The organism is Streptomyces sp. NPDC050418 (assembly GCF_044458745.1).
Taxonomy (GTDB): Bacteria; Actinomycetota; Actinomycetes; order Streptomycetales; family Streptomycetaceae; genus Streptomyces.
In genome coordinates, this window is sequence record NZ_JBITIG010000008.1 from 232883 (window position 1) to 256892 (window position 24010).

Annotated in this window: 19 protein-coding genes and 2 tRNA genes; 12 read left to right on the forward strand and 9 right to left on the reverse strand. The window is 72.1% G+C overall.

What is annotated here, in order from left to right; all coding sequences use genetic code 11:
* Nucleotides 1-284: 284 nt before the first annotated feature.
* A tRNA-Lys gene (locus tag ACIBI4_RS21210) sits at nucleotides 285-358 on the reverse strand.
* Between the two features lie 199 nt (nucleotides 359-557).
* On the opposite strand from ACIBI4_RS21210, the gene ACIBI4_RS21215 reads away from it, so the two are divergent.
* The 6 genes from ACIBI4_RS21215 to ACIBI4_RS21240 all read left to right on the forward strand — a co-directional run bounded on the left by ACIBI4_RS21215 (nucleotide 558) and on the right by ACIBI4_RS21240 (nucleotide 6558).
* Complete coding sequence (locus tag ACIBI4_RS21215) at nucleotides 558-1841, forward strand: peptidoglycan-binding protein (RefSeq protein WP_399205505.1); 1284 nt, start codon at nucleotides 558-560, stop codon at nucleotides 1839-1841.
* Nucleotides 1842-1932: 91 nt separating this feature from the next.
* A complete protein-coding gene (locus ACIBI4_RS21220) occupies nucleotides 1933-3144 on the forward strand; it encodes an SPFH domain-containing protein (protein WP_399205506.1) in 1212 nt (403 codons plus the stop codon).
* Nucleotides 3131-3820 (forward strand): nucleoside/nucleotide kinase family protein, encoded by a 690-nt coding sequence (locus ACIBI4_RS21225; RefSeq protein WP_399205507.1) that lies wholly within the window; start codon nucleotides 3131-3133, stop codon nucleotides 3818-3820. Before ACIBI4_RS21220 ends, ACIBI4_RS21225 begins: the two co-directional genes overlap by 14 nt.
* 128 nt (nucleotides 3821-3948) lie before the next feature.
* Nucleotides 3949-4548, forward strand: a complete 600-nt coding sequence (locus ACIBI4_RS21230) for a lytic polysaccharide monooxygenase (protein ID WP_399205508.1) — start codon at nucleotides 3949-3951, stop codon at nucleotides 4546-4548.
* A gap of 196 nt (nucleotides 4549-4744) precedes the next feature.
* Nucleotides 4745-6412: an AMP-binding protein gene (locus ACIBI4_RS21235; protein WP_399205509.1), complete on the forward strand. Its 1668-nt coding sequence runs from the start codon at nucleotides 4745-4747 to the stop codon at nucleotides 6410-6412.
* 72 nt (nucleotides 6413-6484) lie between these two features.
* Nucleotides 6485-6558, forward strand: a tRNA-Lys gene (locus ACIBI4_RS21240).
* A gap of 416 nt (nucleotides 6559-6974) precedes the next feature.
* Here ACIBI4_RS21240 and ACIBI4_RS21245 read toward each other — a convergent pair.
* Entirely contained in the window at nucleotides 6975-7487 is a 513-nt protein-coding gene (locus tag ACIBI4_RS21245) for a cupin domain-containing protein (RefSeq protein ID WP_399205510.1), read from the reverse strand.
* A 195-nt stretch (nucleotides 7488-7682) separates the two neighbouring features.
* On the opposite strand from ACIBI4_RS21245, the gene ACIBI4_RS21250 reads away from it, so the two are divergent.
* Nucleotides 7683-10790 (forward strand): BTAD domain-containing putative transcriptional regulator, encoded by a 3108-nt coding sequence (locus tag ACIBI4_RS21250; RefSeq protein WP_399205511.1) that lies wholly within the window; start codon nucleotides 7683-7685, stop codon nucleotides 10788-10790.
* An 84-nt stretch (nucleotides 10791-10874) separates the two neighbouring features.
* On the opposite strand, the gene ACIBI4_RS21255 is transcribed toward ACIBI4_RS21250, so the two are convergent.
* From ACIBI4_RS21255 to ACIBI4_RS21270, 4 genes are all read right to left on the reverse strand, one after another.
* Complete coding sequence (locus tag ACIBI4_RS21255) at nucleotides 10875-11705, reverse strand: ABC transporter permease (protein WP_399205512.1); 831 nt, start codon at nucleotides 11703-11705, stop codon at nucleotides 10875-10877.
* A 66-nt stretch (nucleotides 11706-11771) separates the two neighbouring features.
* Nucleotides 11772-12743, reverse strand: a complete 972-nt coding sequence (locus ACIBI4_RS21260) for an ATP-binding cassette domain-containing protein (RefSeq protein ID WP_399205513.1) — start codon at nucleotides 12741-12743, stop codon at nucleotides 11772-11774.
* A gap of 176 nt (nucleotides 12744-12919) precedes the next feature.
* Nucleotides 12920-13573, reverse strand: a complete 654-nt coding sequence (locus ACIBI4_RS21265) for a hypothetical protein (RefSeq protein ID WP_399205514.1) — start codon at nucleotides 13571-13573, stop codon at nucleotides 12920-12922.
* Between the two features lie 40 nt (nucleotides 13574-13613).
* On the reverse strand, nucleotides 13614-14762 hold the full coding sequence (locus ACIBI4_RS21270; protein WP_399205515.1) for a M6 family metalloprotease domain-containing protein: 1149 nt from the start codon (nucleotides 14760-14762) through the stop codon (nucleotides 13614-13616).
* A gap of 484 nt (nucleotides 14763-15246) precedes the next feature.
* Here ACIBI4_RS21270 and ACIBI4_RS21275 point away from each other — a divergent pair, with 484 nt between their 5' ends.
* From ACIBI4_RS21275 to ACIBI4_RS21285, 3 genes are read left to right on the forward strand one after another with little or no spacing between them, the layout of a single operon-like run.
* Complete coding sequence (locus tag ACIBI4_RS21275) at nucleotides 15247-17151, forward strand: putative bifunctional diguanylate cyclase/phosphodiesterase (RefSeq protein ID WP_399205516.1); 1905 nt, start codon at nucleotides 15247-15249, stop codon at nucleotides 17149-17151.
* Nucleotides 17141-17626 (forward strand): hypothetical protein, encoded by a 486-nt coding sequence (locus tag ACIBI4_RS21280; RefSeq protein ID WP_399205517.1) that lies wholly within the window; start codon nucleotides 17141-17143, stop codon nucleotides 17624-17626. The genes ACIBI4_RS21275 and ACIBI4_RS21280 overlap by 11 nt, the downstream gene beginning before the upstream one ends.
* Before the next feature lie 58 nt (nucleotides 17627-17684).
* The gene (locus ACIBI4_RS21285; protein WP_399205518.1) at nucleotides 17685-18755 is read left to right on the forward strand and encodes an LLM class flavin-dependent oxidoreductase; all 1071 of its coding nucleotides are present in this window, start codon (nucleotides 17685-17687) and stop codon (nucleotides 18753-18755) included.
* Between the two features lie 30 nt (nucleotides 18756-18785).
* On the opposite strand, the gene ACIBI4_RS21290 is transcribed toward ACIBI4_RS21285, so the two are convergent.
* Complete coding sequence (locus tag ACIBI4_RS21290; protein WP_399205519.1) at nucleotides 18786-19523, reverse strand: decarboxylase; 738 nt, start codon at nucleotides 19521-19523, stop codon at nucleotides 18786-18788.
* Between the two features lie 93 nt (nucleotides 19524-19616).
* Nucleotides 19617-20582 carry a decarboxylase gene (locus ACIBI4_RS21295; protein ID WP_399205520.1) on the reverse strand — a complete coding sequence of 322 codons (966 nt, stop codon included), beginning with the start codon at nucleotides 20580-20582 and terminating at the stop codon, nucleotides 19617-19619.
* 364 nt (nucleotides 20583-20946) lie between these two features.
* Between ACIBI4_RS21295 and ACIBI4_RS21300 the strand changes: the two genes are divergently transcribed.
* Both ACIBI4_RS21300 and ACIBI4_RS21305 read left to right on the forward strand, forming a co-directional pair.
* Nucleotides 20947-21912: a D-2-hydroxyacid dehydrogenase gene (locus ACIBI4_RS21300; protein WP_399205521.1), complete on the forward strand. Its 966-nt coding sequence runs from the start codon at nucleotides 20947-20949 to the stop codon at nucleotides 21910-21912.
* 107 nt (nucleotides 21913-22019) lie between these two features.
* Nucleotides 22020-23417, forward strand: a complete 1398-nt coding sequence (locus ACIBI4_RS21305) for an amidase (RefSeq protein WP_399205522.1) — start codon at nucleotides 22020-22022, stop codon at nucleotides 23415-23417.
* Between the two features lie 35 nt (nucleotides 23418-23452).
* On the opposite strand, the gene ACIBI4_RS21310 is transcribed toward ACIBI4_RS21305, so the two are convergent.
* On the reverse strand, nucleotides 23453-23941 hold the full coding sequence (locus ACIBI4_RS21310; RefSeq protein WP_399205523.1) for a DUF3830 family protein: 489 nt from the start codon (nucleotides 23939-23941) through the stop codon (nucleotides 23453-23455).
* Between the last annotated feature and the right edge of the window lie 69 nt (nucleotides 23942-24010).

The window sequence follows — 24010 nt, forward strand, 5'->3', positions numbered from 1 at the left end:
AACCCCGGACCCGCTGATGCTGTGTTCATCGGGGGATAACCCCCGAACCCCCAGCCGTCTGGTGCTCACCGCAAGTGGTGAACCCCGGATACGACGATGGCTCCTCGCCGGAGCGAAGAGCCATCGTGTTGCGTGCGCCGCCAGGGACTCGAACCCCGGACCCGCTGATGCTGTGTTCATCGGGGGATAACCCCCGAACCCCCAGCCGTCTGGTGCTCACTGCAAGTGGTGAATCCCGGATACGACGATGGCTCCCCGCCGGAGCGAAGAGCCATCGTGTTGCGTGCGCCGCCAGGGACTCGAACCCCGGACCCGCTGATTAAGAGTCAGCTGCTCTAACCAACTGAGCTAGCGGCGCCTGCTGACCTGGAGAACTCTACCCGATGGGTGGGGGTGGGTCCGACCACGCCCGGGTGCGGGGGGCGGGGCGGTGGGCCGTTCGCGTACAGGATTCGGGTCGTCAACATGCGATATGCGGGAGCAGTTGGGAAACTGACGACCATGCAGATCCGCGTAAGGCGATTTCCCGAACCCCGTCCGAGTGTGAGGTAGATCGCATGGAATCCTCCGCGGCCGGGCTCCCGGAATTCAGGAACGAGGGTGCGCTCTCGTTCGAGGAAATCGAACCCGCGGCCGGATGCGAATGCACCGGCTGCCGGAGCTTAGGGGAGGGGAAAGCCCCGGTAACGGGTCCGGGCGCATTCGCGCACTGCGCCCGCGCGCTTGTCACCCTCACCGCGACCGGCACGCTTCTCGCCGCCGGCACTCCGTTGACCACCGCCGCCGCCCACCCCTACGTACGCCCCGCGGACGACGATCCGCCGAGCAGCCCGCAGGGCACCGCCGCCCCGCTGTACGGGGCCCCGGGCAAGCCGGCCGCCGCGCCGAAGCCCGTCACGCGGGCCGAGATCATCCGGCGGGCCAAGGCGTGGGTGGCCGCCGAGGTGCCGTACGGACTGAACACGTACTGGCGCGACGGTTACCGCCAGGACTGCTCGGGATTCGTCTCGATGGCCTGGAATCTCGGCTCCAATCAGTGGACCGGAACTCTCGGCCGATTCGGCGTCCGCATCAGCCGCGACCAGCTGCAGCCGGGCGACATTCTCCTGTTCCACAATCCCGCCGATCCGACGAGAGGCTCGCACGTGACGATTTTCGGCGGCTGGACGGATTACACCCGCACCCATTACGTCGCCTACGAACAGGCCCGCCCGCACGCCCGCAGGCAGTCCACTCCGTATGCGTATTGGAGCAATTCCAAGCGCTATACGGCCTACCGCTACAAGGCCCTGACCGCGGCCGCCTCCGGCGCCCCCGCGCGCTACCCGGGTCGGGCCGCGTTCGGGCCCGGAGTGCGCAGCCCGTATGTGACGCAGCTCGGGAAGCTGCTGGCCGCGCGCGGCGGGAAGCGGTTCTACACACAGGGCCCCGGGCCCGTGTGGGGCGAGGCGGACCGGCGGGCCACGCAGGCCTTCCAGCTCGCGCAGGGCTGGCGCGGCAAGGACGCGGACGGGCTGCCGGGCCCACTGACCTGGGAGTACCTGGTGAGCGGCAAGGGCCGCGACATCCCGGCGAGCGGTACGCCGGGTGCGGTGGGCGGGGCACCGGCGTACCCGGGACGCGCCTCGTTCCGGCCCGGGCAGTCCAACGCCTTCGTCACCGCGCTCGGGCGGCAGCTCGTCAAGAAGGGATACGGCCGCTTCTACACGCAGGGCCCGGGCCCGCGCTGGGGCGAGGCCGACCGGCGCGCGGTCGAGGCGTTCCAGCGCGCGCAGGGCTGGCGCGGCGGTGCGGCGGACGGGGTGCCGGGGCCGGAGACGTGGCGGCGGTTGTTCCTGTGAGGAGAGCGGATGCCTTGCGCGGGCCGGTCCGGTGGGCCGGTCGCGTGCGGGCTGTGGAGTGGGTGTCGGCTGCGGTGCTACGGAGGGTGCGATGACGTCGGCGGAAACGGGGGCCGCGGCCCCGGGGCCCGAGCGGGTACGGCTGATCCAGAACGAGGCGACCACCGAGATCCCGGTGCATCTGCTGTTCCGGGACGAGGAGGAAGGGGCGGGGCCGGGCTCGGGGATGGCCTCGGTCTTCGGGCCGGCGCAGGTCCCCGCGGCAGCCACGGGATCTTCGCCGCTCCCCGGCAACGCACCCCTCCCGGGCCTGGCCCGCGCCCGCCAGGGCAGTGGTGAGCAGCCGCGTGTGGCGCGACGGCCGCAGCGGCCCGCAGCCAAGGCGGCCGCGCGTCCCGTCCTGCCCGTCGACCCGTCCCTGGCCGAGCGCCCGGCCGCCGCGCGCTCCGGAGTCCTCGCCGTCGCCGCCGGCGCGGTGGGGCTCGGGGGCTGCGGGGCGGGACTGTGGTGGGCGGGGCTCGTCCCGCCGTTCGTGCTGCGGCTGGCGCGGCTGCCCGTACTCGAAGGCGCCGAGCCGGGCCCCGCGCAGTGGGCACTCCTCGCGGGCTCGGGTGCCCTCGCGCTCTGCTCCTTCGGCGGGCTGGGGCGCGGGCGGACCGGGCGGGCCTGGGTGGTCTCGCTGTTCGGGCGGTACCGGGGGAGTGTGCGGCGGACCGGCCTGGTGTGGATCAACCCGTGTCTCAAGCGGCGCCGCGTCGACGTGCGCCTGCGGCACTGGCGCAGCGCACCCCTGCCGGCCGTCGACGCGCAGGGCGTGGCGCTGCGCGTGGTCGTGCTCGTGGTGTGGCGGGTGCGGGACACCGCGCGGGCCACGCTCGGGGTCGACGGCCATGAGACGTATCTGCGCGAGTGCGTGGAGGCGGCGATGGCGCGGGTCTTCTCGCAGCTGCCCGCGGACGCCTTCCACGGCGACGGTGCGACGCTCCGCAACGCCGAGGCCGTCGGCGACGCGCTCACGCGGCTGCTCGTCGCGGACGCCGCGCCCGCGGGTCTGGAGGTCTTCTCGGCGCAGCCGACCCGGATCGAGTACGCGCCCGAGGTCGCCGAGGTGATGCAGCGCCGCCGGATCGCCGCGCTCGACATGCGGCACCGCGAGAGCGTCCTGACGCAGGTGGTCGACTCGGTGGAGGACACCGTGACCCGGCTGACCCTGCGCGGGCTCGTCGAGCTGGACGAGACCGAGCGCAAGGCCCTGGTGAAGGATCTGACGGTGGCGTTCTATACGGGACATGGAGATCGCTGAGCCCACCGCACCGGACCCCCGCCCCGGCCTCGCCTCCCTCGCCGAGGACGCCTGGCGGCTGACCACCGAAGGCCCTCGCCCGTCCGTGGGCCCGCGCGTCCTGCTCGGGCTCGCGGGGCCGCCCGGCGCCGGGAAGTCCACGCTCGCGCGGGCGCTCGTGGAGCGGCTCGGGGAGCGGGCCGCGTACGTGCCGCTCGACGGCTTCCATCTGTCCAACGCCCAGTTGGCGCGGCTCGGGCTCACCGCGCGCAAGGGCTCGGAGCCGAGCTTCGATGTGTACGGGTATCTCGCCCTGCTCCGGCGCGTGCTGGCCGAGCCCGGGCGCGATGTCTACGTACCGGACTTCGACCGGACGCTGGACGAGCCGGTGGCGGCCCGCCATCGCGTACCGCCGTCGGCGCGGTTGGTCATCACCGAGGGGAATTACCTCGGCTGCGATCTGCCCGGCTGGCGCGAGGCGCGCCTCCTGATGGGGGCGCTGTGGTACGTCGAGGCGCCGGGGGATGTGCGTCAACTCAGGCTGGTGGAACGGCAGTTGGCGGGTGGCCGGACGCGGCGGGGTGCGGAGGACTGGGTGCGGACGAACGACCGGCCCAATGGGGTGCTCGTGGAGGGCTCGCGGGCGAGGGCCGACCGGATCGTCTCCACTATTGGTCTGGACATGTCTTTCTTTTGATATGGACACAGCCAACTCCCGGCAATAATCTGGGACTTGGTCTAGACCGGACCCTGTGCTTCCGCACAGAGCACTGCGCAGCGCTCGAGCTCACCCCCACGTATTCACGAGCCCCTGGAGCAGCAGTTATGCGGAGAAAGAAGACATACGCGGCCTTGCTGGGCCTCGCGACCGCGGGAGCGTTCGCGCTCTCCTCCGGTGGCGCCAGCAGCCACGGCTACACCGACCTGCCCCTCAGCCGCCAGAAGGCGTGCCAGAACGGCACCGTGACCGGCTGCGGGTCCATCCAGTGGGAGCCGCAGAGCGTCGAGGGCCCCAAGGGCTTCCCGGCCGCGGGTCCGGCGGACGGCAAGATCTGTTCGGCGGGTCTCGGCCAGTTCGACGCGCTCAACTCGCCCACCAAGCCGGGCGGTGGCGCCTGGCCGGCCACCTCCGTGAACAGCGGATCCACGCAGACCTTCCGCTGGCAGTTCACGGCGCGGCACTCCACGACCGACTTCCGCTACTACATCACCAAGAACGGCTGGAACCAGAACGCCCCGCTCTCGCGGTCGTCCCTGGAACTCACGCCGTTCCTCACCGTCCCCTTCAGCGGCCAGCCCCCGGCGACGCTCTCGCACTCCGGTCAGCTGCCGTCGGGCAAGTCGGGGCACCACGTCATCCTCGCGGTCTGGACGATCGCGGACACGGGCAACGCGTTCTACGCCTGCTCGGACGTGCAGTTCTGACCCAGGCGCGTACGGCCCGGTCGCCTGTCGTGACCCCTGGCCCCTGACCCGTGGGCCCGTGGCTCGGATCTTCCTCGGATCGAGTTCCCCTCCGTCCGAGCCGCGGGCGCATGGTCGGGGGAGCAAGCGGGATGCCCTGAGTGCCTGCCTCCTGCTCCCTCCCCATCTGACGATCCGTCAATTATCGTGCCGCCTCATGGGCACCCAAGGCGCAACCGTCGCGGAACTCGTCCAGGCCCGCTGGGCCGATCACCGCACCGGGCTGTGGTTCGAGGACGACGCGTCCACGCATCACCAGGTCACCGCGGCCGCCGCAGCGCGCGCGGCGCTGCTGGCCGATCTGCTGCCGCGCGGGGCCGAGCCGCACGTGGCGGTGCTGCTCGACAACACCCCGGAGTTCCCAAGGTGGTTGAGCGCCGCCGCCCTCGCCGGGGCGGCCGTCGCCGGCATCAACCCGACCCGGCGCGGCGCCGAGCTCGCCCGCGACATCCTGCACACCGAGGCGCGCCTCCTGGTCACCGAGCGGTCCCAGCTCCCGCTCCTGGACGGCCTGGAGCTCGACGGGATACGGATCCTCGTGACCGACACCGAGGAGTACGCGGAGCTGGTGAAGGGGTACGCGGGGGCGAAGCCGGGCGAGTACACGGTCGCCGAGGTCGGGCCGCGGTCGCGCATCCTCCTCTACTTCACGTCCGGCTCGACGGGCGCGCCGAAGGCGGCGATCTGTACGCAGGGGCGGCTCGCGGGGGCCGGGCACTCCCTCGTGCGCTTCCACGGGGTGCGCGCCGACGACGTCCACTACATCTGCATGCCGATGTTCCACGGCAACGCGGTGATCGCCGACTGGGCGCCGGCGCTCGCCGCGGGCGCGGGGGTGGCGCTGCGCCGCCGGTTCTCCGCCTCGGCCTTCCTCTCCGACGTCCGCAAATACCGCGCCACGTACTTCACGTACGTGGGCCGCGCCGTGCAGTACCTCCTCGCGACCGAGCCCGGTCCCGACGACCGGGACAACCCGCTGCGGGTCGGCTTCGGTACGGAGGCGGGGGCCGTGGACGCGCGGCGGTTCGCCGAGCGGTTCGGTGTGAAGCTCGTCGAGGGGTACGGGTCCTCCGAGGGCGGCGCGTCGGTCCAGCGCACGGCCGACACCCCGGCCGGGGCGATCGGGCGGGCCACGCCCGGCGACGACCTGGCCGTCGTCGACCCCGCCACGCGCGCGGAGTGCCCGCCCGCGCGGTTCGGGCCCGGCGGGCGGCTGCTCAACGGGGACGAGGCGATCGGGGAGCTGGTCAACCGGGGGCGGCATGTCTTCGAGGGGTACTGGCGCAATCCCTCGGCGGACGCCGCGCGGGTCCGCGACGGCTGGTACTGGACCGGTGACCTCTTCTACCGGGACGCGTCCGGATTCCTCTACTTCGCGGGCCGTACGGACGACCGGCTGCGCGTCGACAGTGAGAACCTGGCCGCGGCGATGATCGAGAACATCCTCTCCCGCTGGGAGGCGGCGTCCGCGGTCGCCGTCTACGCCGTGCCGGACCCGGTCGCGGGCGACCAGGTCATGGCGACGCTCGCGTTGCGCGACGGCGTTCCCTTCGACCCCTCCGCCTTCACCGCCTTTCTCTCCTCCCAGTCCGACCTGAGCCCCAAAATGCTCCCCACCTACCTCCGTATCGTCGACCGCATCCCGGTCACGGCCACGAACAAGGTCCACCGCGTGGCCCTGCGCCGCGCGGGCTTCGACTGCCCGGACCCGGTGTGGTGGCGCAAGGACCCCTCGGCCCCGTACGCCCCCTTCACCCCCGCGGACCGCACAGCCCTCCTGGCCCGCTACCGGACGCAGGGCCGAGAGGACCTCCTGGGCCGCTGACCCACCGTGGTGCCCCCGGCCGATTAATGGTCGGAACCACCCCCGGACACCGGGTACTATTTACGAGGTCAAGCGCCGCTAGCTCAGTTGGTTAGAGCAGCTGACTCTTAATCAGCGGGTCCGGGGTTCGAGTCCCTGGCGGCGCACGCGACACGATGGCCCTTCGCTCTGGCGGGGGGTCTTCGTCGTTTCCGGGGTTCGGCGTTTGGCGTAAGTACCGGGCGGCTGGGGGTTCGGGGGTTATCCCCCGTTGAATGCAGCATCAGCGGGTCCGGGGTTCGAGTCCCTGGCGGCGCACGCGACACGATGGCCCTTCGCTTCGGCGGGGGGTCTTCGTCGTTTCCGGGGTTCGGCGTTTGGCGTGAGCACCGGGCGGCTGGGGGTTCGGGGGTTATCCCCCGTTGAATGCAGCATCAGCGGGTCCGGGGTTCGAGTCCCTGGCGGCGCACGCGACACGAAGGCCCTTCGCTTCGGCGAGGGGCCTTCGTCGTTTCCGGGGCGCGCCACGCGGCGGCCCGCGAGGGGCCTCCGCCGTGGTTGCCCGTAGGTGGGGGACCTGGGCTCAGCAGCCCGGGTCCGGTGCGTCCACCGAGAGGTCGCTGCCCTCCGGCAGCAGGTACGTCACGTAGAGCACCACCGGCTTCGTGCCGAGGTTGCGGCCGATGTGGACGTCCTTCGGACCGCCCTCCTCCACGAAGGAGCCGCCGGCCGGGGTTGTCTCGACGGAGCAGTCGCCGAGGGTGCGGGTGAGCGTGCCCTCCTGGACCACCGCGAGGACCTGGCCCGGGTGGTAGTGCCAGCCCGTGGAGCCGCCGGGCGCGATGGTGATCGTCCGGAAGGTGACGTCCGTGCGGCCCTTCGCCTTCAGCCGCAGGGTGTCCTCCGAGGTCCCCTTGGCGAGGACCGTCCCGGTCACCCCGCTCCCCGGCGTCGCCCCCGCCGCGGACGGCAGCAGGGCGAGCCCGGTGACGGCGACGACCGCCGCGGCGGCACGGAACAGGCGGCGCCGCCTGGTGTGGTCGGAGCGGCCGGTGCGGTCGGTGCGATGGGTGCGGTCGGTCGTGTGCGTGGACATGGTGCGGGTCCCCTCCCGGGTGATCGGCAAGCGGTGCTGCGGATCAACCGTACTGATCCGTACGGGAGTTGCCTCAGGCGGCTTCGGGCGGGGCGCCGTTCGCGCACCGGACGGGGCTTTACCAGCTCGCACAACTACGTGATTCTTAGGCCGCGTCGACCACAGGACGCCGAAGCAACGGAAGGCCGGGGAGCCGTGGCACTGAAGGTGGACCTGCTGGGGCCGGTACGGGCGGGGACCGAGTCCGTGGGCCCGGTCGAGATCGGCGGGGTACGGCTGCGGATGCTGCTCGCCCGGCTCGCCCTCGAAGGCGGACGCCCGGTCGGCGCCGACACCCTGGTCGACGGGCTGTGGGGCGAGCAGCCGCCCGCCGACGCCGCCAACGCGCTGCAGGCCCTGGTCTCCCGGCTCCGCCGCTCCCTGCGCGGGCACGCCACCGTCGAGTCCGCGGGCGGCGGCTACCGGCTCGACGTCCAGGAGACGGACGTCGACACGTACCGCTTCGAGAAGCTCGCCGCCGCCGGCCGCCGCGCCCTCGCCGCGGGCCGCACCGCCGAGGCCGCCCGCTCCCTCGACGCGGCGCTCGCGCTGTGGCGCGGGCCCGCCCTGGCCGATGTCCTCGACGCCCCCTTCGCCCCGCCCGTCGCCACCCGGCTCGACGGGCTGCGGGCCGCCGCGGTCGAGGACCACTTCGAGGCGGAGATACGCGAAGGGCGCGCCGCCGACGTCCTCGCCGACCTCGAAGCGGCGGGCGCACAGCAGCCGTTGGGCGAACGGATCGCGGGCCTGCGGATGCGCGCCCTGGCCGCAGCGGGACGCCAGCCCGACGCGCTCACCGTCTACGAGGAACTGCGCTCCCGCCTCGGTGACGAGCTGGGCGTGGACCCGTCCGCCGAGGTCAAGGAGATCCATCTCGCCCTCCTGCGCGGCGAGTTGGAGCGCCCCGCCGCGAAGGCGGCCGCCGCCTCACCGCTGCCCGCCCGTCTCACCACGTTCGTCGGCCGCGACGACGAACTCGCCCGGCTCGCCGCACTGATGCGCTCCTCGCGCCTCGTCACACTCGTCGGGCCCGGCGGCGCGGGCAAGACCCGGCTCTCCCTGGAGGCCGCGACCCACGACCCCGCACACGACCGCGGCCGCCTCCACTACATACCGCTCGCGGGCGTCAGCGACCCGGAGCAGCTCGCCGACGCGGTGCTCGGCGCGATCGGCGCCACCGACGGCGGGCTCTACGAATCGGGCGGCGGCGGACCGCAGACCGGCGCCGTCGACCGGCTCGCCGGACTGCTCGGCAGCGGCGACGTACTCCTCATGCTCGACAACTGCGAACACCTGGTGGAGGCGGCCGCCGACTTCGCCGACCACCTCCTCGTACGCCTCCCCGAACTGCGCATCCTCACCACCAGCCGCGAGCCGCTCGCGATCACCGGCGAGGCGCTCTTCCATCTCGGCCCGCTCGACCTGCCGCCCGGCGAACCCGAACCGGCCGAGGCGCTGCGAACCGCCGCCGTACGGCTCTTCGTGGACCGGGCCGCGGGCGTACGGCAGGACTTCGTCCTCGACGACTCCACGCTCGACGCCGTCCTGCGGATCTGCCGTGGCCTCGACGGCATGCCGCTCGCCCTGGAACTCGCCGCGGCCAAACTCCGTTCCATGAACGTCGAGCAGATCGCCCGCCGCCTCGACGACCGCTTCCGGCTGCTCTCCTCCGGCAGCCGCACCGCCCTGCCGCGCCAGCGCACCCTGCTCGCCTTGGTCGAGTGGAGCTGGGACCTGCTCGACGAGCCCGAGCGCACCCTCGCGGCCCGCCTCTCCGCGTTCCCCGGCGGTGCGACCCTGGAGGCGCTCGAAGCGGTCTGCGCCGATGAGCTGCTGCCCGCCGACGACATCCTGTACGTGGCCGGTGCGCTGATCGAGAAGTCCCTCGTCGTGGAGAGCGACGAGGGCCGCTACCGGATGCTGGAGACCGTCCGCGCGTACGCGGGCCGCCGTCTCGCCGCGTCCCCCGAGGACAGCGCCCGGATCACCGACCGCCTCGCGGCGTACTGCCTGGATCTCGCCGAGGAGCACGAGCCGCTGCTGCGGACCGGCCGGCAGCTGCGGGCCATCGCGGTGTTCGACGCCGAGCACGACAACCTTGCGCACGCACTCCGTACCGTCCGCGAGAGCGGGGACCGCGAACGGGCCGCGCGGTTCGGCGCGGCGCTGCTCTGGTACTGGGGGATCCGGGGCATGAGCAGCCAGTTCGAGACGCACCTCGCGGAGGTCGGGGCACCGGCGGAGGGCTCAGGAAGCGCACCGGGCACCGAGGGCGGCACCGCCCTCGCGGCCGAGTTCCACCCGGCGGGCCTGCTCCTCCGGATGAGCCAAGTGACCTTCGCCCATGGGGAGTCGGGCCCGGCGGACCTCCCGCGGCTCCTCGACTCGCCCGACCCCTGGGTCCGCGCCAGCGCCCACCTCGCCCATGACTTCGCCCTCTCCCAGGAGGGCGACCTGGCGGCCGGGGCCGCCTCGCGCGCCGCGGCGCTGCGCGGCTTCGAGCAGGTCGGCGACCGCTGGGGCATCGTGCTCGCCCTGCTGCCGCTCGGCACGGCGCACTCCCTGCGTGCCGAGTACCCGCAGGCCATCGCCACCTGGGAACGCGCGGTCGCGCTGTCCTCCGAACTCGGCACCGAGGACTACCTCTACCTCAGCAAGGCCCGCCTCGCGCGCGAACGCCGCCGCAGCGGCGACCTCGACGGCGCCTTCCGTGATCTGCACGCCGCCCACCGCCAGGCCCGCGAACGCGGCCAGCTCCGCCTGGAGGCCAACATCCTCGTGGGCCTCGCCAACGTGCACCGCCGCGCCGGCGACCTGCCGCAGTCCGACGCGACCCTCGACCGCCTCGAGGCACTGAGCGTCCGCCGCCCCCAACTGCGGGACCTGGCCCGCGACCTGATCGTCTCGACCCGGATCGAGAACCGCCTCGCGGCGGGCGACGGACCGGCCGCCCGCGCCCTGCTCCCCGAAGCGGCCGGCGCCCTCTTCGGCCAGGGCGCGGGCGCCGCGCTCGCCTGGGTGGCCGAACTCCTCGGCGGACTGCGCCCGTTGGAGGGCGCACCCGAGGAGGGGGCGATGGCGCTCGGGATGAGCCAGGTGATGCGCGGCGCGTTCGACTGGGGCGAGCCCGAGTGGTGCGAACTCGTCGACCGCCTCAAGGAGACACTCGGCGCGGACGGTTTCCAGGAGGCGTACGACCAGGGGGCGGCCTTCTCGCGTACGGACGCGCTGCGGTGGCTGGAGGAACGGACCCTGCGTGCGTGAAGGGGCGGCCGTACACGCGAACAACCGGGCGGGGCCCGCACCTTGTGGGTGCGGGCCCCGCCCGGTTGGTGCTCGCGACCGTGATCAGTCGGCGCTCCTGCGGTAGGCGCGCATGGCCAGCGGGAAGAAGACCGCGACGATGCCGGCCATCCAGATCAGGCTGCCGGTGAGGCCGTGGGCGACGGGGCCGCCGTTGAGGAGACCGCGGGTGGCCTCCGCGACCAGCGAGACCGGGTTGACGTCGGACCAGGCCTGCAGCCAGCCGGGCATGCCCTCCTTCGCCATGAACACGTTGCTGGCGAAGGTCAGCGGCAGGATCAGGATGGTCATCAGGCCCTGAACGGACGCCGGGTTCTTGATCAGCATGCCCAGGTAGACCGACATCCAGGAGAAGCTGAGCGCGAAGCCGATCAGCAGCGCGAGCGCGCCGAGCCAGGAGACCGGGTTGGTGCCGAAGCGGTAGCCCATGACCAGGGCGAGCGCGACGAGCGTGGCGAGGCAGGCGACGTAGCGGACGATGTCGGCCAGGACGGCGCCGATCAGCGGGGCGGAGCGGGCGATCGGCATGGAGCGGAACCGGTCGAAGATGCCGGTGCTGGCGTCCGCGGCGAGCGAGGCGCCGATGCCGACGCTGGCCTGGAAGACGGCCATCACCATCACCCCTGGCACCACATGGTGCAGATACCACTCGGTATTGCCCTTCGCCATCGACTCCCCGAAGAGGTAGATGAACATCAACAGGGTGATGATCGGCGTGAGGACGACATCGACCAGCTGGATCGGCGACTTCATGAACTTCGTGAAGCCACGGCCCGCCAGGGCGAAGCTGTGCGACATGGTCTTGCCGAGGCCGACCCGGCCGGAGAGCTCGTGGGCGGTGGGGGCGGCGGGCGCGGAGATGGTCTGGGTGCTCATGACGGGGGTCCTCTCGGAAAGTCTTTGCTGTACGGGGAGTTGGTGCGGCGTGGTGCTCCGTGCGGGTCAGACGGCGACCGGCTGGGCGTCGCGCGGCGCGGCCTCGGCGTCGGGCGCGTGCCCGGTCAGCGCGAGGAAGACCTCGTCCAGGCTCGGCAGCCGCAGCCCGAGTTCGTCGGCGGTGATCCCGGCGCCGTCGAGCCGGCGGGCGACCGCGGCGACGAGCAGCGGGTCGTCGACCGGGACGGTCAGGACACCGGAGTCCTCGTTGGCGGCGTGCCCGGACAACTCGGCGAGCAGCTGCGCGACCTGCGGCACATCGGCGGCCACGGTCGGCCGGACCTGGAGCACCTGACCGCCGACGCGGCGCTTGAGCTCACCGGGGCGCCCCTCGGCGACCTTGCGGCCCTTGTCGAAGACGGTGATCGAGTCGGCGAGCTGGTCGGCCTCCTCCAGGTACTGCGTGGTGAGCAGCACGGTGGAGCCTTCGGCGACCAGGTTCCTCACGACGTCCCAGACCTCGTTGCGGGCGTGCGGGTCGAGCCCGGTGGTGGGCTCGTCGAGGAAGAGGATCCGCGGCCGTCCGACCAGGCTCGCCGCCAGGTCGAGGCGCCGCCGCATGCCGCCGGAGAAGGTGGCGATGGGCTTGCGGGCCGCGTCCGTCAGCGAGAAGTCCTCAAGGAGCCGGGCCGCGCGGGCCTTGGCGTCCCGGCGGGACAGGCCGAGCAGCCGGCCGATCAGGACGAGGTTCTCGGTGCCGGACAGCGTCTCGTCCACGGAGGCGTACTGCCCGGTGAGGCCGATCAGCTGGCGGACCCGGACCGCGTCCTTGACGATGTCGTGGCCGCCGATGGTGGCGTGCCCGGCGTCGGGACGCATCAGGGTGGCGAGGATCCGGACGGTGGTGGTCTTGCCGGCACCGTTGGGGCCGAGCACCCCGACGACCTTGCCGGCCGGGACCTCCAGGTCCACCCCGTCGAGGGCGGTGAAGTCCCCGTACTTCTTGACGAGTCCCTCGGCCTTGATCGCGTACGTCATGGTGGTCAACTCCTCGGTGGTGGCTTGCCGTTGTCGAACGTTGCTGTCGAGCGTCGTTCTCGATGGGCAAGACACTGCCGGGAGCTCCTGACAGCACACGGACAGCGTGCTGACAGCGGCGTCAGGGGGACTGACAGCGGAGGCGGAGGCTGTCAGCGTGCCTGGTGGGCGCGGGGTCAGTCGGTGAGGAAGGCCCCCTCGCGGCAGGCGCGGCAGACGAAGACATAGCCCAGCTGCCCGCCGAGATTCATCGCCGCACGCGAGTCGAGCCCTTCCTCCAGGTGGGCCGCGAACTCCATCGCGCCGGAACAGGACGGGCACCCGGGCACCCTGTCGTCCTCCAGGTAGGACGGACTGCCGCCGAGTGAACCGAGCACCTCGCGCTGCTTCCCGAACCGCTCCCCGGGTTCGCGCCGCCACCCCGAACGGGCCAGGTCGTACGCGTCCGGGGCGGCTTCCTCGGCGGGATCGATCTCCTCGGGGCCGACCGTCACCAGGTGCGTGCGGATGGCCGATGTGACGGGCAGCAGCGTCAGGCCCTTCTCCGGTACGGGCACCGGCCGAAGACCGTCCCGGGGGAACAGGTACACCCGGTTCGCGCCGGACTCCGCATCCCAGAACTCGCACGCGCCCGGATCGTTCTGGCACACGAACACCGACAGGACGCCGTCCTCGACGGGGAGATGGGCGAAGAACTGCAGCGGCTCCCCGCACGAGGAACCGCACACCGGCCAGGCGAAACCGGCCGGAGCCAGCGGGATGCCGCCGGTGCGCGGGACATCGGCACCGGCCGGGGCGGTGCCGTCGTGGATCATCAGCTGCGTCTGCATCGCGCCATGCTAGAGGCGGCCTACGACAGCGACGGGGCCCTCATGGCGTGACCTTCACCGTCCACGACCCCGACGGCGTCCGCCCCACCACCTTGATGCGGGTCCGTTCCCCCGGGACCTTGTAGGTCTCGCCGACCCGTACCGGCGCGTCCGCGAGCGGCGGGTAGACCGAGGCGTCCCAGCACGCCTCCGACTTGGGGTGCGCGTCAAGGACCTCGATGGGGCCGCCGCCCGACTCGGTCTCGTTGCGTACGCGGTAGACGAGCACGCCTTCCGTGCAGGTCTGGTGGTCGTTGCCCGCCGAGCCGCGTGCCTCGATGGCGACCGCGCTGCCGCGCCCGGTCCGTACGACCGCGAGCCGGGTGCCGCCCGACTGGCCGCGGGCCGTCGGCGCGGACAGCGGGTCGAGCGTGAGGAGATCGGCCTTGCCGGCCTGCACGCACTCCACCTGGTGCGGATCGAGCCAGCCCAGCTTCCACTTGTGCCAGCCGAACAGGTCGGGGGCCAGCCCGAACTGGCTGCCCATCACGTCCCAGTCGCCGACGTGCGTGTCCCAGTCGCCCTTGCCGTCGCGCGGGCGGTGGTAGAGGTCGGGCAGGTCGAAGACATGGCCCGTCTCGTGCGCGAGGACGTTGCGGTCCGGCGGGTGCTGCTCGAAGACGGTGACGATCCGGCGGACGTCGGTGCCGTCGGCCTCCAGCGGATCGTCGAAGTTGACGACCTTCGTGGCGTCCGAGTCCACGCCGGGAGCGTCGGGATCGGCCACGAAGTAGACGACGTCGTACTGGCTGAAGTCGACCACCGGGTCCGCCACCGACAGCGCGTCCTTCAGGTACATGCCGCGCTTGTCCGAGTCCCAGTCCCGCTCTATGCCGTACGCCGTCGAGGCCTGCGGCATCTCGATCCACTCGGCGCGCGGATGCGGCTTCAGCTGGAAGCGGCCGTACGAGGCGCGCTCGAAGAAGCGGCTGGTGGACGGGAAGTAGTCGGCGGTCAGCTCCTTCGGCGTGGTGAGCGGGGCCGCGTCCGGGAACGAGAGGAAGACCATCACCGCGTCGAGCCGCTCCACCGGGCGCGGATACGCGCCGTTCCACGTGTCGAGGCCCTCGGAGTGGTGCGCGCTCGTGCGCTCCAGGGCGCACGGCCCGGCGACCGGTTCGGCCACGGCGGGACCCGTCACGAGCGACATGGACGCGAGCGCCGCGAGCGACGTGAAGGCGGCGGCAGCCGCGCGTGCCCGGTCCCCCTCACGAGGCAGGCCCCCCAGTGAGAGCTGACGCGGCACATGGACCTCCGGATGCGGCTTTGTACGTTCCGCATGCGGGCGGCGGAACACCTCCCTCAGCCTGTGGTGGTTTGTTCGGCTTCGCCTTGTTTGGGTGACCCGGTCGGGTGAGACGGAGACATGCCCGGCGTTCACAGAACGTCACAGGCGGCTCAGAAGCGGTCGCCGGAGCGGGGGCGGGTGAAACGATCCCGTCGTGACCTGCGCAGAAACGATCTGGCGGTAACGGCCTTACGAGGCAAGGGAGTACGGGAGGTGTCCCCGTCGGCGGGGTACGGCCGTTAGGTAACTGGAATGGCCCTCCGGACGGCCTCTATGATCGGCACACTTTCCGGCCGGCCCATTCCGACCAGCCACGAACTCGATCTCTTCCCTGCGGGAGTGTGCGGTGAGCGGAACGTCCGAAGGGCAGGCGCCCACGGCGGGAACGACCGCCTCGGCCCCCGATGCCCCACGGTCCATGATCACGGAGCGTCATATGGGCCGGGTCCGAGGACTCCCGGAGCTCCCCGCCGGGCTTCCCGGCCTGCCGCCCCCCGGCCGCAGCCGTTCCGACCACCGCGACTACCGCGCCGCCTTCCACGCCGCCCACTTCGCGATGGCCGTCGTCGACCGCGACGGCCAGGTCGTCTCCGGCAACGAGGCGCTCGGCACCCTCCTGGGCACCCCCGCCGCCGAGCTGACCGGCAAGGCCGCCGCCGACCTCGTGGACCTGGCCTCCGACCCCCGCACCTGGCACACGTACCGCGAGGTGCTGCGCGGCCGGCAGGCCAGACTCCGCTGCACCCGCCGCCTCAAGCACACCGACGGCCGCGCGCTGTGGGCGCAGATCACCGTCGCACCGGTGCCGGGCACGTCCACCGTGCTGCTCGCGCTCGCGGACATCAGCGCCCGCCGCGAGCTCCAGGCGCAGCTGCGCCATCTGCAGATGTACGACGCGGTGACCCGGCTGCCCAACCGCACCCTGTTCTTCGAGCGCCTCACCGGCGCCCTGGAGTCCGCCGCGTACGACGACGGCGGCGGCACCGGCCGCATCGGGCTCTGCTATCTCGACCTCGACGGCTTCAAGGCGGTCAACGACACCCTCGGCCACCGCGTCGGCGACCGGCTCCTCGCCGAGGCCGCCGCCCGCCTCACGCGCTGCGCCGAGCAGGTCGCGTACGACCGCCGGCCGCACCGCCACGGGATGCCGCTCGTGGCGCGGCTCGGCGGCGACGAGTTCGCGCTGCTCGTCGAGGACTCCACCGGTACGGAGCAGCTGGCCGACCTTGCCGAATCGGTTCTGAAGGCTCTGCAGGAGCCCTTCGACCTCTCCGGCCGGCGCCTCTCCGTATCGGCCTCGATCGGAGTGGTCGAGCGCCGCGCCGCCGGCACCACCGCCACCCACCTCATGCAGGCCGCGGACACGACGCTCTACTGGGCGAAGGCCGACGGCAAGGACCGCTGGACCCTCTTCGACCCCGAGCGCAACGCCCACCGCATGACCCGCCAGGCCCTGTCCTCGACGCTGCGGCCCGCCGTGGAACGCGGCGAGTTCGTCCTCGAGTACCAGCCGCTCGTGGGCCTCGACGACGGAGGCGTCCGCGGCGTCGAGGCCCTCGTCCGCTGGAACCACCCGCAATTCGGAACGCTGACGCCGAATCGGTTCATCACATTGGCCGAGGAGGACGGCTCGATCGTCCAGCTCGGCCGCTGGGTCCTGCGCACGGCCTGCGCCCAGGCCCGCCGCTGGCAACTGGAGCACCCATCCGTCCCACCGGTGTTCGTCTCGGTGAACGTGGCGGTCCGCCAGGTCTGGGACTCCGACCTCGTGGCGGACGTAGCCGCAATCCTCTCGGAAACCGGCCTTCCCCCCTCCCTCCTCCAACTCGAACTCACCGAATCCGCGGTCATGGGCTCGGCGGGCCGCCCCCTCCAGGCCCTCCAGGCGCTCTCCGACATGGGCGTCCGCATCGCGATCGACGACTTCGGCACGGGCTACTCCAACCTCGCCTACCTCTCCCGCCTCCCGGTCTCGGTCCTGAAACTGGACGGCTCCTTCGTCCGCGGCTTCCAGTACGAGGACGGCGACACCCACGCCAACCCGGCCGACGCCACGATCGTCGAGGCCATGGTCCAGCTGGCCCACCGCCTGGGCCTCACGGTCACCGCGGAATGCGTCGAGACGGCCCTCCAGGCGGACCGGCTCCGGTCCATCGGCTGTGACACCGGGCAGGGGTGGCATTACTCGCGGGCGGTGCCGGCGGAGGGGATTTCGGCGATGTTGGTGGAGGAGTCGACCGGTGAGCGGTGAACCGGGCATACCGCCGTGGCGGAAGGCGACCAGGCAGCCCCGGGAGTGGGTCGACATTGCGTCGGTACTGCCGGCGCTGAAGGCCAGGCCGTATCTCGTCGAGGATTCGGAAGCGATTGAGCGGCAGCTTGCCGGGCTCGGATTCCGTGTCGTCAGGGCCGACCTTCCCGAGCGTGCGGTAGATCCGGAGGAGGCGCTGCTGGTGGCCTTGACGGCGGCGCTCGGATTCACGGAGGTGGGGGCCGGAAGCTGGGCGGCCTTCAACGACCGGCTCTGGGATCTGCTGAACGCGGACCTGGACGAGCCGCCCGTCGCCGTCCTCGTAGGCGGGATCGACCGGTTGGTCGCCTCTGACCTGCATGCTTTCGTGAGGATCGTCCACAACCTGCTGTCCATGACCGAGGGGGTCGGGCTGGCCGACGGGGAGGCCGACCTGCAGGTCGAGTACTTCTTCGTCGGTCCCTGGAGCTCCTGAAGGAATAGGCCGGCCCCTCGCAGAGGTTGCCCAAGCGCACCAAATCGCAGGGAATCGCATGGGAGGCCGGCCGGTGAGTGACGCTATTCGTGGGGACGTGAAGGGGAGTGCTCCGGTCCCGTTGTCCGTTTTGGACCTCGCCACCGTCGGTAAGGGGAGCACCGCCGCCGAGGCGCTTCGGAACAGTGTGAAGATCGCGCAGGTGGCCGAGGCGCGGGGGTATCAGCGGTACTGGGTGGCGGAGCATCACTCCATGCCGGGCGTCGCGTCCAGCTCGCCCGCCGTGATCCTGGCGCATCTCGCCGCGCACACCGAGCGGATCCGGCTCGGGTCCGGTGGCGTGATGCTGCCGAACCACGCGCCGCTGGTGATCGCCGAGCAGTTCGGGACGTTGGAGGCGATGGCTCCCGGGCGGATCGATCTCGGGCTCGGGCGGGCGCCCGGGACGGACGGGGCGACCGCGGCCGCGCTGCGGCGGAGCGAGAACCTGCATGAGGGTGCGGATGAATTTCCGCAGCAGTTGGCTGAGTTGACGCGGTTTCTTGATGATGACTTTCCCGATGGGCATCCGTACGCGCGGATCCATGCCGTGCCCGGGCCCGTGCAGGGTCCTCCGGGCCGCCCGCCCGTGTGGCTGCTCGGGTCGTCCGGGTTCAGTGCGCGCCTTGCCGCCACGCTCGGGCTGCCGTTCGCGTTCGCGCACCACTTCTCCGCGCAGAACACGGTCCCCGCGCTCGACCTCTACCGCGAGAGCTTCCGGCCGAGCGCGGTGCTCGACCGGCCGTACGCCGCCATCGGCGTCGCCGCCCTCGCCACCGAGGAGGAGCGGGAAGCGCGGCGTCAGGTGATGACCGGCGCGCTGTCGATGCTGCGGCTGCGGACCGGGCGGCCCGGCCTGATCCCGACGCCCGAGGAGGCGGAGGCGTATCAGTTCAGCGAGCTGGAGCGGGAGTTTGTGGACGGCTGGGTGCGGAATGTCGTTCACGGCACGCCCGATGCGGTACGGGACGGGCTGGACGAGCTCCAGAAGCGTACGGGCGCCGATGAGTTGATGATCACGGCGAACGCGCATGGCGGGGCGGTGCGGCTGAGGTCGTACGAGCTCATCGCCGATGCGTACGGGATGTAGGCCAGGTCCAGCACGCCCGCTCCCGGTGGTTCAGTCGCGAACCTGGATCACCGGTTCCTTCGTGAACAGTGTTCCGAGGGACGGGGCGTTCACCCTGCGGCCGGTCAGGCGGAGCGCCTCCCAGACCGTGACCTGGTTCGCGGTGAGGACCGGTTTGGAGAGTTCGCGTTCCAGGGTGCGGAGGTGGGCCGCCGTGTGGAGGGCCGTGTCCGGCAGGAGGATCGCCTGGGCGTCGGGGTGGTCGGCCGTGCGGGCCAGTTCGAGGACCTCGTCCAGGCCCCACGTGCCCACCTCCGCCGCCGTGATGATGCCGCTGCCGCGCAGGGCGACCACCTCGATGCCGTCCGAGCGCAGGAACGCGGCGAAGTGGTCCGCCACGTCGTCCGGGTAGGTCGCGCCGACCGCGACGCGTGCCACGCCCAACTCCCGTACCGCGTGGGCGAACGCGAAGGACGTACTGGAGGCCGGCAGACCTGCCGTCTTGGCGAGGGCGCGGACCTGGTCGTGCGCCCCGTCCCAGCCGAAGACGAAGCTGCCGCTGGTGCACGCCCACACCACGGCCTCCGCACCCGAGTGCCGCAACTGGTCCACCCCCGCCGCAAGCCGCTCGGGCGAGCCCATCTCGAGGAGCGCGTCCACGCGGTGCGCATCCTCGCCGATGTCCGTGTGGATCACGGTCAGCCGGATGTCGCTGTCGAGCAGCTGCTCGATGCGCGGGTAGTCGTCCTCGGCGCTGTGGCCGGGGTAGAGGAATCCGAGTGCGGTCATGGGTGTCGTCTCCCGGTGCGAGGTCGGAGCGGGCGGTCGGTCCGTGGCGCGTGCGCGGGGCGTACGGGGTGGGGCGTACGGGGTGGGGCGGGCTCAGTCGGGCAGGGCCGGGTCGTCCGGTGCCGCCGGCGGGTCCGGCAGCACTCCGCCCGCCTCCGGCAGGGACGCCACCGGAGGTTCCGGGAACGATGCCGCCACCGGAGGCTCCGGCAAGGACGCCGCCACAGGTGGATCCTGCAGCGACACCACCGGCGGATCCGCCAGGGACGCCACCGGAGGCTCCGGCAGCGCATCGCTCACCACCAGCATGCGCCTCGCCGCCGTATCGAGCAGAGCCTGATACGGGCCCACCGCATGCGTACCCATGCGACGCAGGGCCGACCACATCGTCACCTGGTTCGCCGAGAGAACCGGGATCCGCAGCTCCGCCTCCAGCTGCGGGATCGCGTCGTACGTCGGCAGGTTCGTACAGCTGATGAAGAGCGCGTCGACCCGCGCCGGCAGCCGTCCGACCGCGCTGCGTGCCATGTCGACCACATCGCGGTACGCGACCTTCCAGATGTGCCGGGTCAGCCCGAGGTACGAGCGCCCGGCGACCGAGATGCCGGCCTCGGCCAGATAGTCCTCGAGCGACTGCGTCACCGAGGACGTGTACGGCGTGACCAGCGCGATCCGCCGCGCCCCCAGTTCGCCGAGGGCGTCGAGCAGTGCGCCGGACGTGGTCAGCGCCGGCACCTCGCCGGCCGCCTCCATCGCCGCGCACATCGTGCGTTCGCCGATGGCGCCGTCCACGAAGCTGCCCGAGGTGCACGCGTACGCGATCACCTCGGGTTCGGCGGCGATGAGGGCCCGTACCGCCTCGTGCAGCGTCTGGTGCTCGCTGACCAGACGGGCCAGGTCGAGGCTGACCTCGACCGGCACGAACGGTGTACGGGTGAGATAGAGCGAGATCTCGTCGGGCACCCAGCGCCACAGCTCACGGTCGAGCGCGAAGTCGAAGGGTGCGACGACACCGAGGCCGCGTTGCGGGTGCGGTCCGCTGAGACAGGAGACGTCCATGACTGGCCCCTTTGAACAGAACGGTGCAGGTGGGGACAAGGGCCGGCCGGTGGCCGGAAGGTGCGGGATCCGGCAGCGGATGCCGGGGACGTCGGGATGAGGGAAGGAGGGAGGAGAAGGACGGAGGAGCGGAGGGAGGATCGGAGGTCCGATGCGAGGACTGATGTGAGGTCCGGTCGGCGGAAGGACCGGTACCTGTGTGTATGCGTACGGGCTTGTGTTATGCCCGTGTTGACGAAGGTAGATTCGGGTGCCAGCGTGGTCAATCCGTGCACTTCAGACGGTGCCCGCAAAGGGCGCCGCACGCGATGAGCCACGCCACCTCCAGGGAAGCGGACCCGCATTGCAGAACGGTTTCCCACCCATGTCCGGGCGGTCGCGCGCGACCCGCCCGACCCTTCTGGTGCTCGACGCGGACCCGCCGCCGCGGCTCGGCAAGCTCACCGGGCGCGCCCGGATCGTGCACACCGACGCGGCGCGGCTCGCCGAGCGGCTGCCCGAGGCCGATGTGCTCCTGGTCTGGGACTTCACCTCGCACGCCCTGCGGACCGCCTGGCCCGGTCAGGGCCCGCGGCCGGTGTGGGTGCACACCGCGAGCGCCGGCGCCGACCATCTGATGAGCCCCGAGCTGATCGCCTCCGACACCGTCGTCACGAACGCGCGCGGCATCTTCGACGAGCCGATCGCCGAGTACGTGGCCGGGCTCGTGCTCGCCTTCGCCAAGGACCTGCCGCGCACCCTCGGCCTCCAGGCCCGCCGCGAATGGCGCCACCGCGAGACCCGCAGGGTCGCCGGGACCCGCGCGTGCGTGGTCGGCTCGGGCCCGATCGGCCGGGCCATCGCCCGCAGCCTCAAGGCGCTCGGCATCCAGGCCGCGGTCGTCGGCCGTACCCCGCGCACCGGCATACACGGCCCGGGCGACCTGGACCGGCTGCTCGCGCACGCGGACTGGGTGGTGTGCGCGGCGCCGCTCACCGAGGCGACCCGTGGCATGTTCGACACGCGCCGCTTCGGCGTGATGCAGCCATCGGCGCACTTCATCAACGTGGGCCGCGGCCCGCTCGTCGTCGAGGACGACCTGGTGGAGGCGCTGCGCCGGCGGTGGATCGCGGGCGCGGCGCTCGATGTCTTCGACCGCGAACCGCTGCCCGCGGACAGCCCGCTGTGGGAGGTCCCCGGACTGCTCGTGTCGCCGCACATGAGCGGCGACATCATCGGCTGGCGCGATGAACTCGCCGTGCAGTTCGTCGAGTTGTACGAGCGCTGGGCGGCCGGAAAGCCGCTCAAGAACGTGATCGACAAGAAACGTGGGTATGTGCCTGGACATTGATCGGCGCCGGTGATCGCCTTGCAGTGATCACCCGGCACCACGCGCAGCCGGCGTCACGGCAGCACCGGCAGCACCCGCGTTCATCCGGCGGACGACAGGGAGGGCGTATGACCGAGCTCGGCAGCCTCACGGCCGTACAACTCGTCGCGGCGTACGGCAAAGGGGAGTTGAGCCCCGTCGACGCCACGCGCGCGGCGCTCGACCGGATCGAGCGGACCGAGCCCGCGGTCAACGCGTTCGTGCGCGTCGATGCGGAGGACGCGCTGCGCCGGGCCGGGGAGTCGGCGGCGCGCTGGCGCAGGGGTGAGCCCCAGGGCCTGCTCGACGGCGTCCCCGTCTCCGTGAAGGACATTCTGCTGCAGCGCGGTGGTCCGACCCTGCGCGGCTCCAAGCTGAGCCGCACGGACGGCAGTTGGGACGAGGACGCGCCGTCCGTCGCGCGGCTGCGCGAGCACGGCGCGGTGTTTCTCGGCAAGACCACCACGCCCGAGTACGGCTGGAAGGGCGTCACCGACAGCCCGCTCTCCGGGATCACCCGCAATCCATACGATCCGTCGCGCACCGCCGGCGGCTCCAGCGGTGGCGCCGCGGCGGCCGTGGCGCTCGGCGCGGGGCCTGTCGCGCTCGGCACGGACGGCGGCGGCAGCGTCCGCATCCCCGGCGCCTTCTGCGGCATCTTCGCCCTCAAGCCGACGTACGGCCGCGTCCCGCTCTACCCGGCCAGCGCCTTCGGCACCCTCGCCCACGTGGGCCCGATGACCCGCGACGCCGCCGACGCGGCCCTGGTCATGGACGTCATCAGCGGTCCCGACCACCGCGACTGGTCCGGCCTCGGCCCCGCCGAGGGCTCCTTCCGCGACGGCCTGGACGACGGCGTTCAGGGCCTGCGCGTCGCCTACTCGCCGTCCTTCGGCGGCCAGGTCGCGGTCGGCCCGCAGGTCGCCGCCGCCGTCCGCAGGGCGGTGGAACGGCTCGCGCAGCTCGGCGCGTACGTCGAGGAGGCCGACCCCGACTTCAGCGACCCGGTCGAGGCCTTCCACACCCTGTGGTTCGCGGGAGCGGCCCGCGTCACGCAGCCCTACGGCAAGGACCAGCGCGCACTCCTCGACCCGGGCCTGCGCGAGATCTCAGGCCGCGGCGCCCGCTACAGCGCGCTCGACTACCTCGCCGCGGCCGACGTCCGCATGGACCTGGGCCGCCGGATGGGCCGCTTTCACGCCACGTACGACCTCCTGGTCACCCCGACCCTGCCGCTCACCGCCTTCGAGGCGGGCCGCGAGACGCCCACGGGCCGCGGCCGCTGGACGAGCTGGACCCCGTTCACGTATCCCTTCAACCTCACCCAGCAGCCCGCCGCGACGGTCCCCTGCGGTCTGGACTCCCAGGGGCTGCCGATCGGGGTCCAGATCGTGGCGGCCCGCCACCGCGACGCCCTCGTGCTGCGCGCTTCCCACGCGCTGTACGAGGCGGGGGCGGCGGACCTCCCGGCGCCCTCGCTGCCGTAGTCCGGGCGGCCCGGCTGCCGTAGGGGCGCGTCGGCTCAGAGCCGCCGGAAACTCAGCGTCTCGCCCAAGGCACCCGCCCGCCAGAGGTCCTGGCAGGCCTCCGCCATCCGGTCGAGGCCGTCCACGACCTGGCCCCAGACGATGCCGGGGACCCAGCCGACGTCACCGTTCAGGAGGAGGTTGTTGCGCTCGTAGAACAGCGCCAGGTCGACGACGGTGCCCCGCTGCTCGGTGTCGTAGCCGTACGCACTTGTTCCCAATTCCGTGTCGGAAAACGTGAAGTAGCAGAGATCGCCCGGAATAGGAGTCACCGTCGGGTTCTCCAGCGGCGGCTCCTTTTCGGCGAACGCCGGGAAAAGGGCGTAGATCTCGTTGCGGGCGTATTTGGCGTGGTACACGGACGAGCCGAGCGGCAGGGCGTCCCAGACCGCCGCGCAGGTCAGCGGGGCCTTGTCGGTCAGGAGGCGGGCGGTGCAGCGGACACCGCGCTTGTCCAGGGAGACTTCGATGTGGCGTTCCGTCATCCCCCCATCGTCCCGCCGAGGTCAACACCTCCTTGTGCACAAGTGAGAACGGCCGCTCCGTGTCGGGGC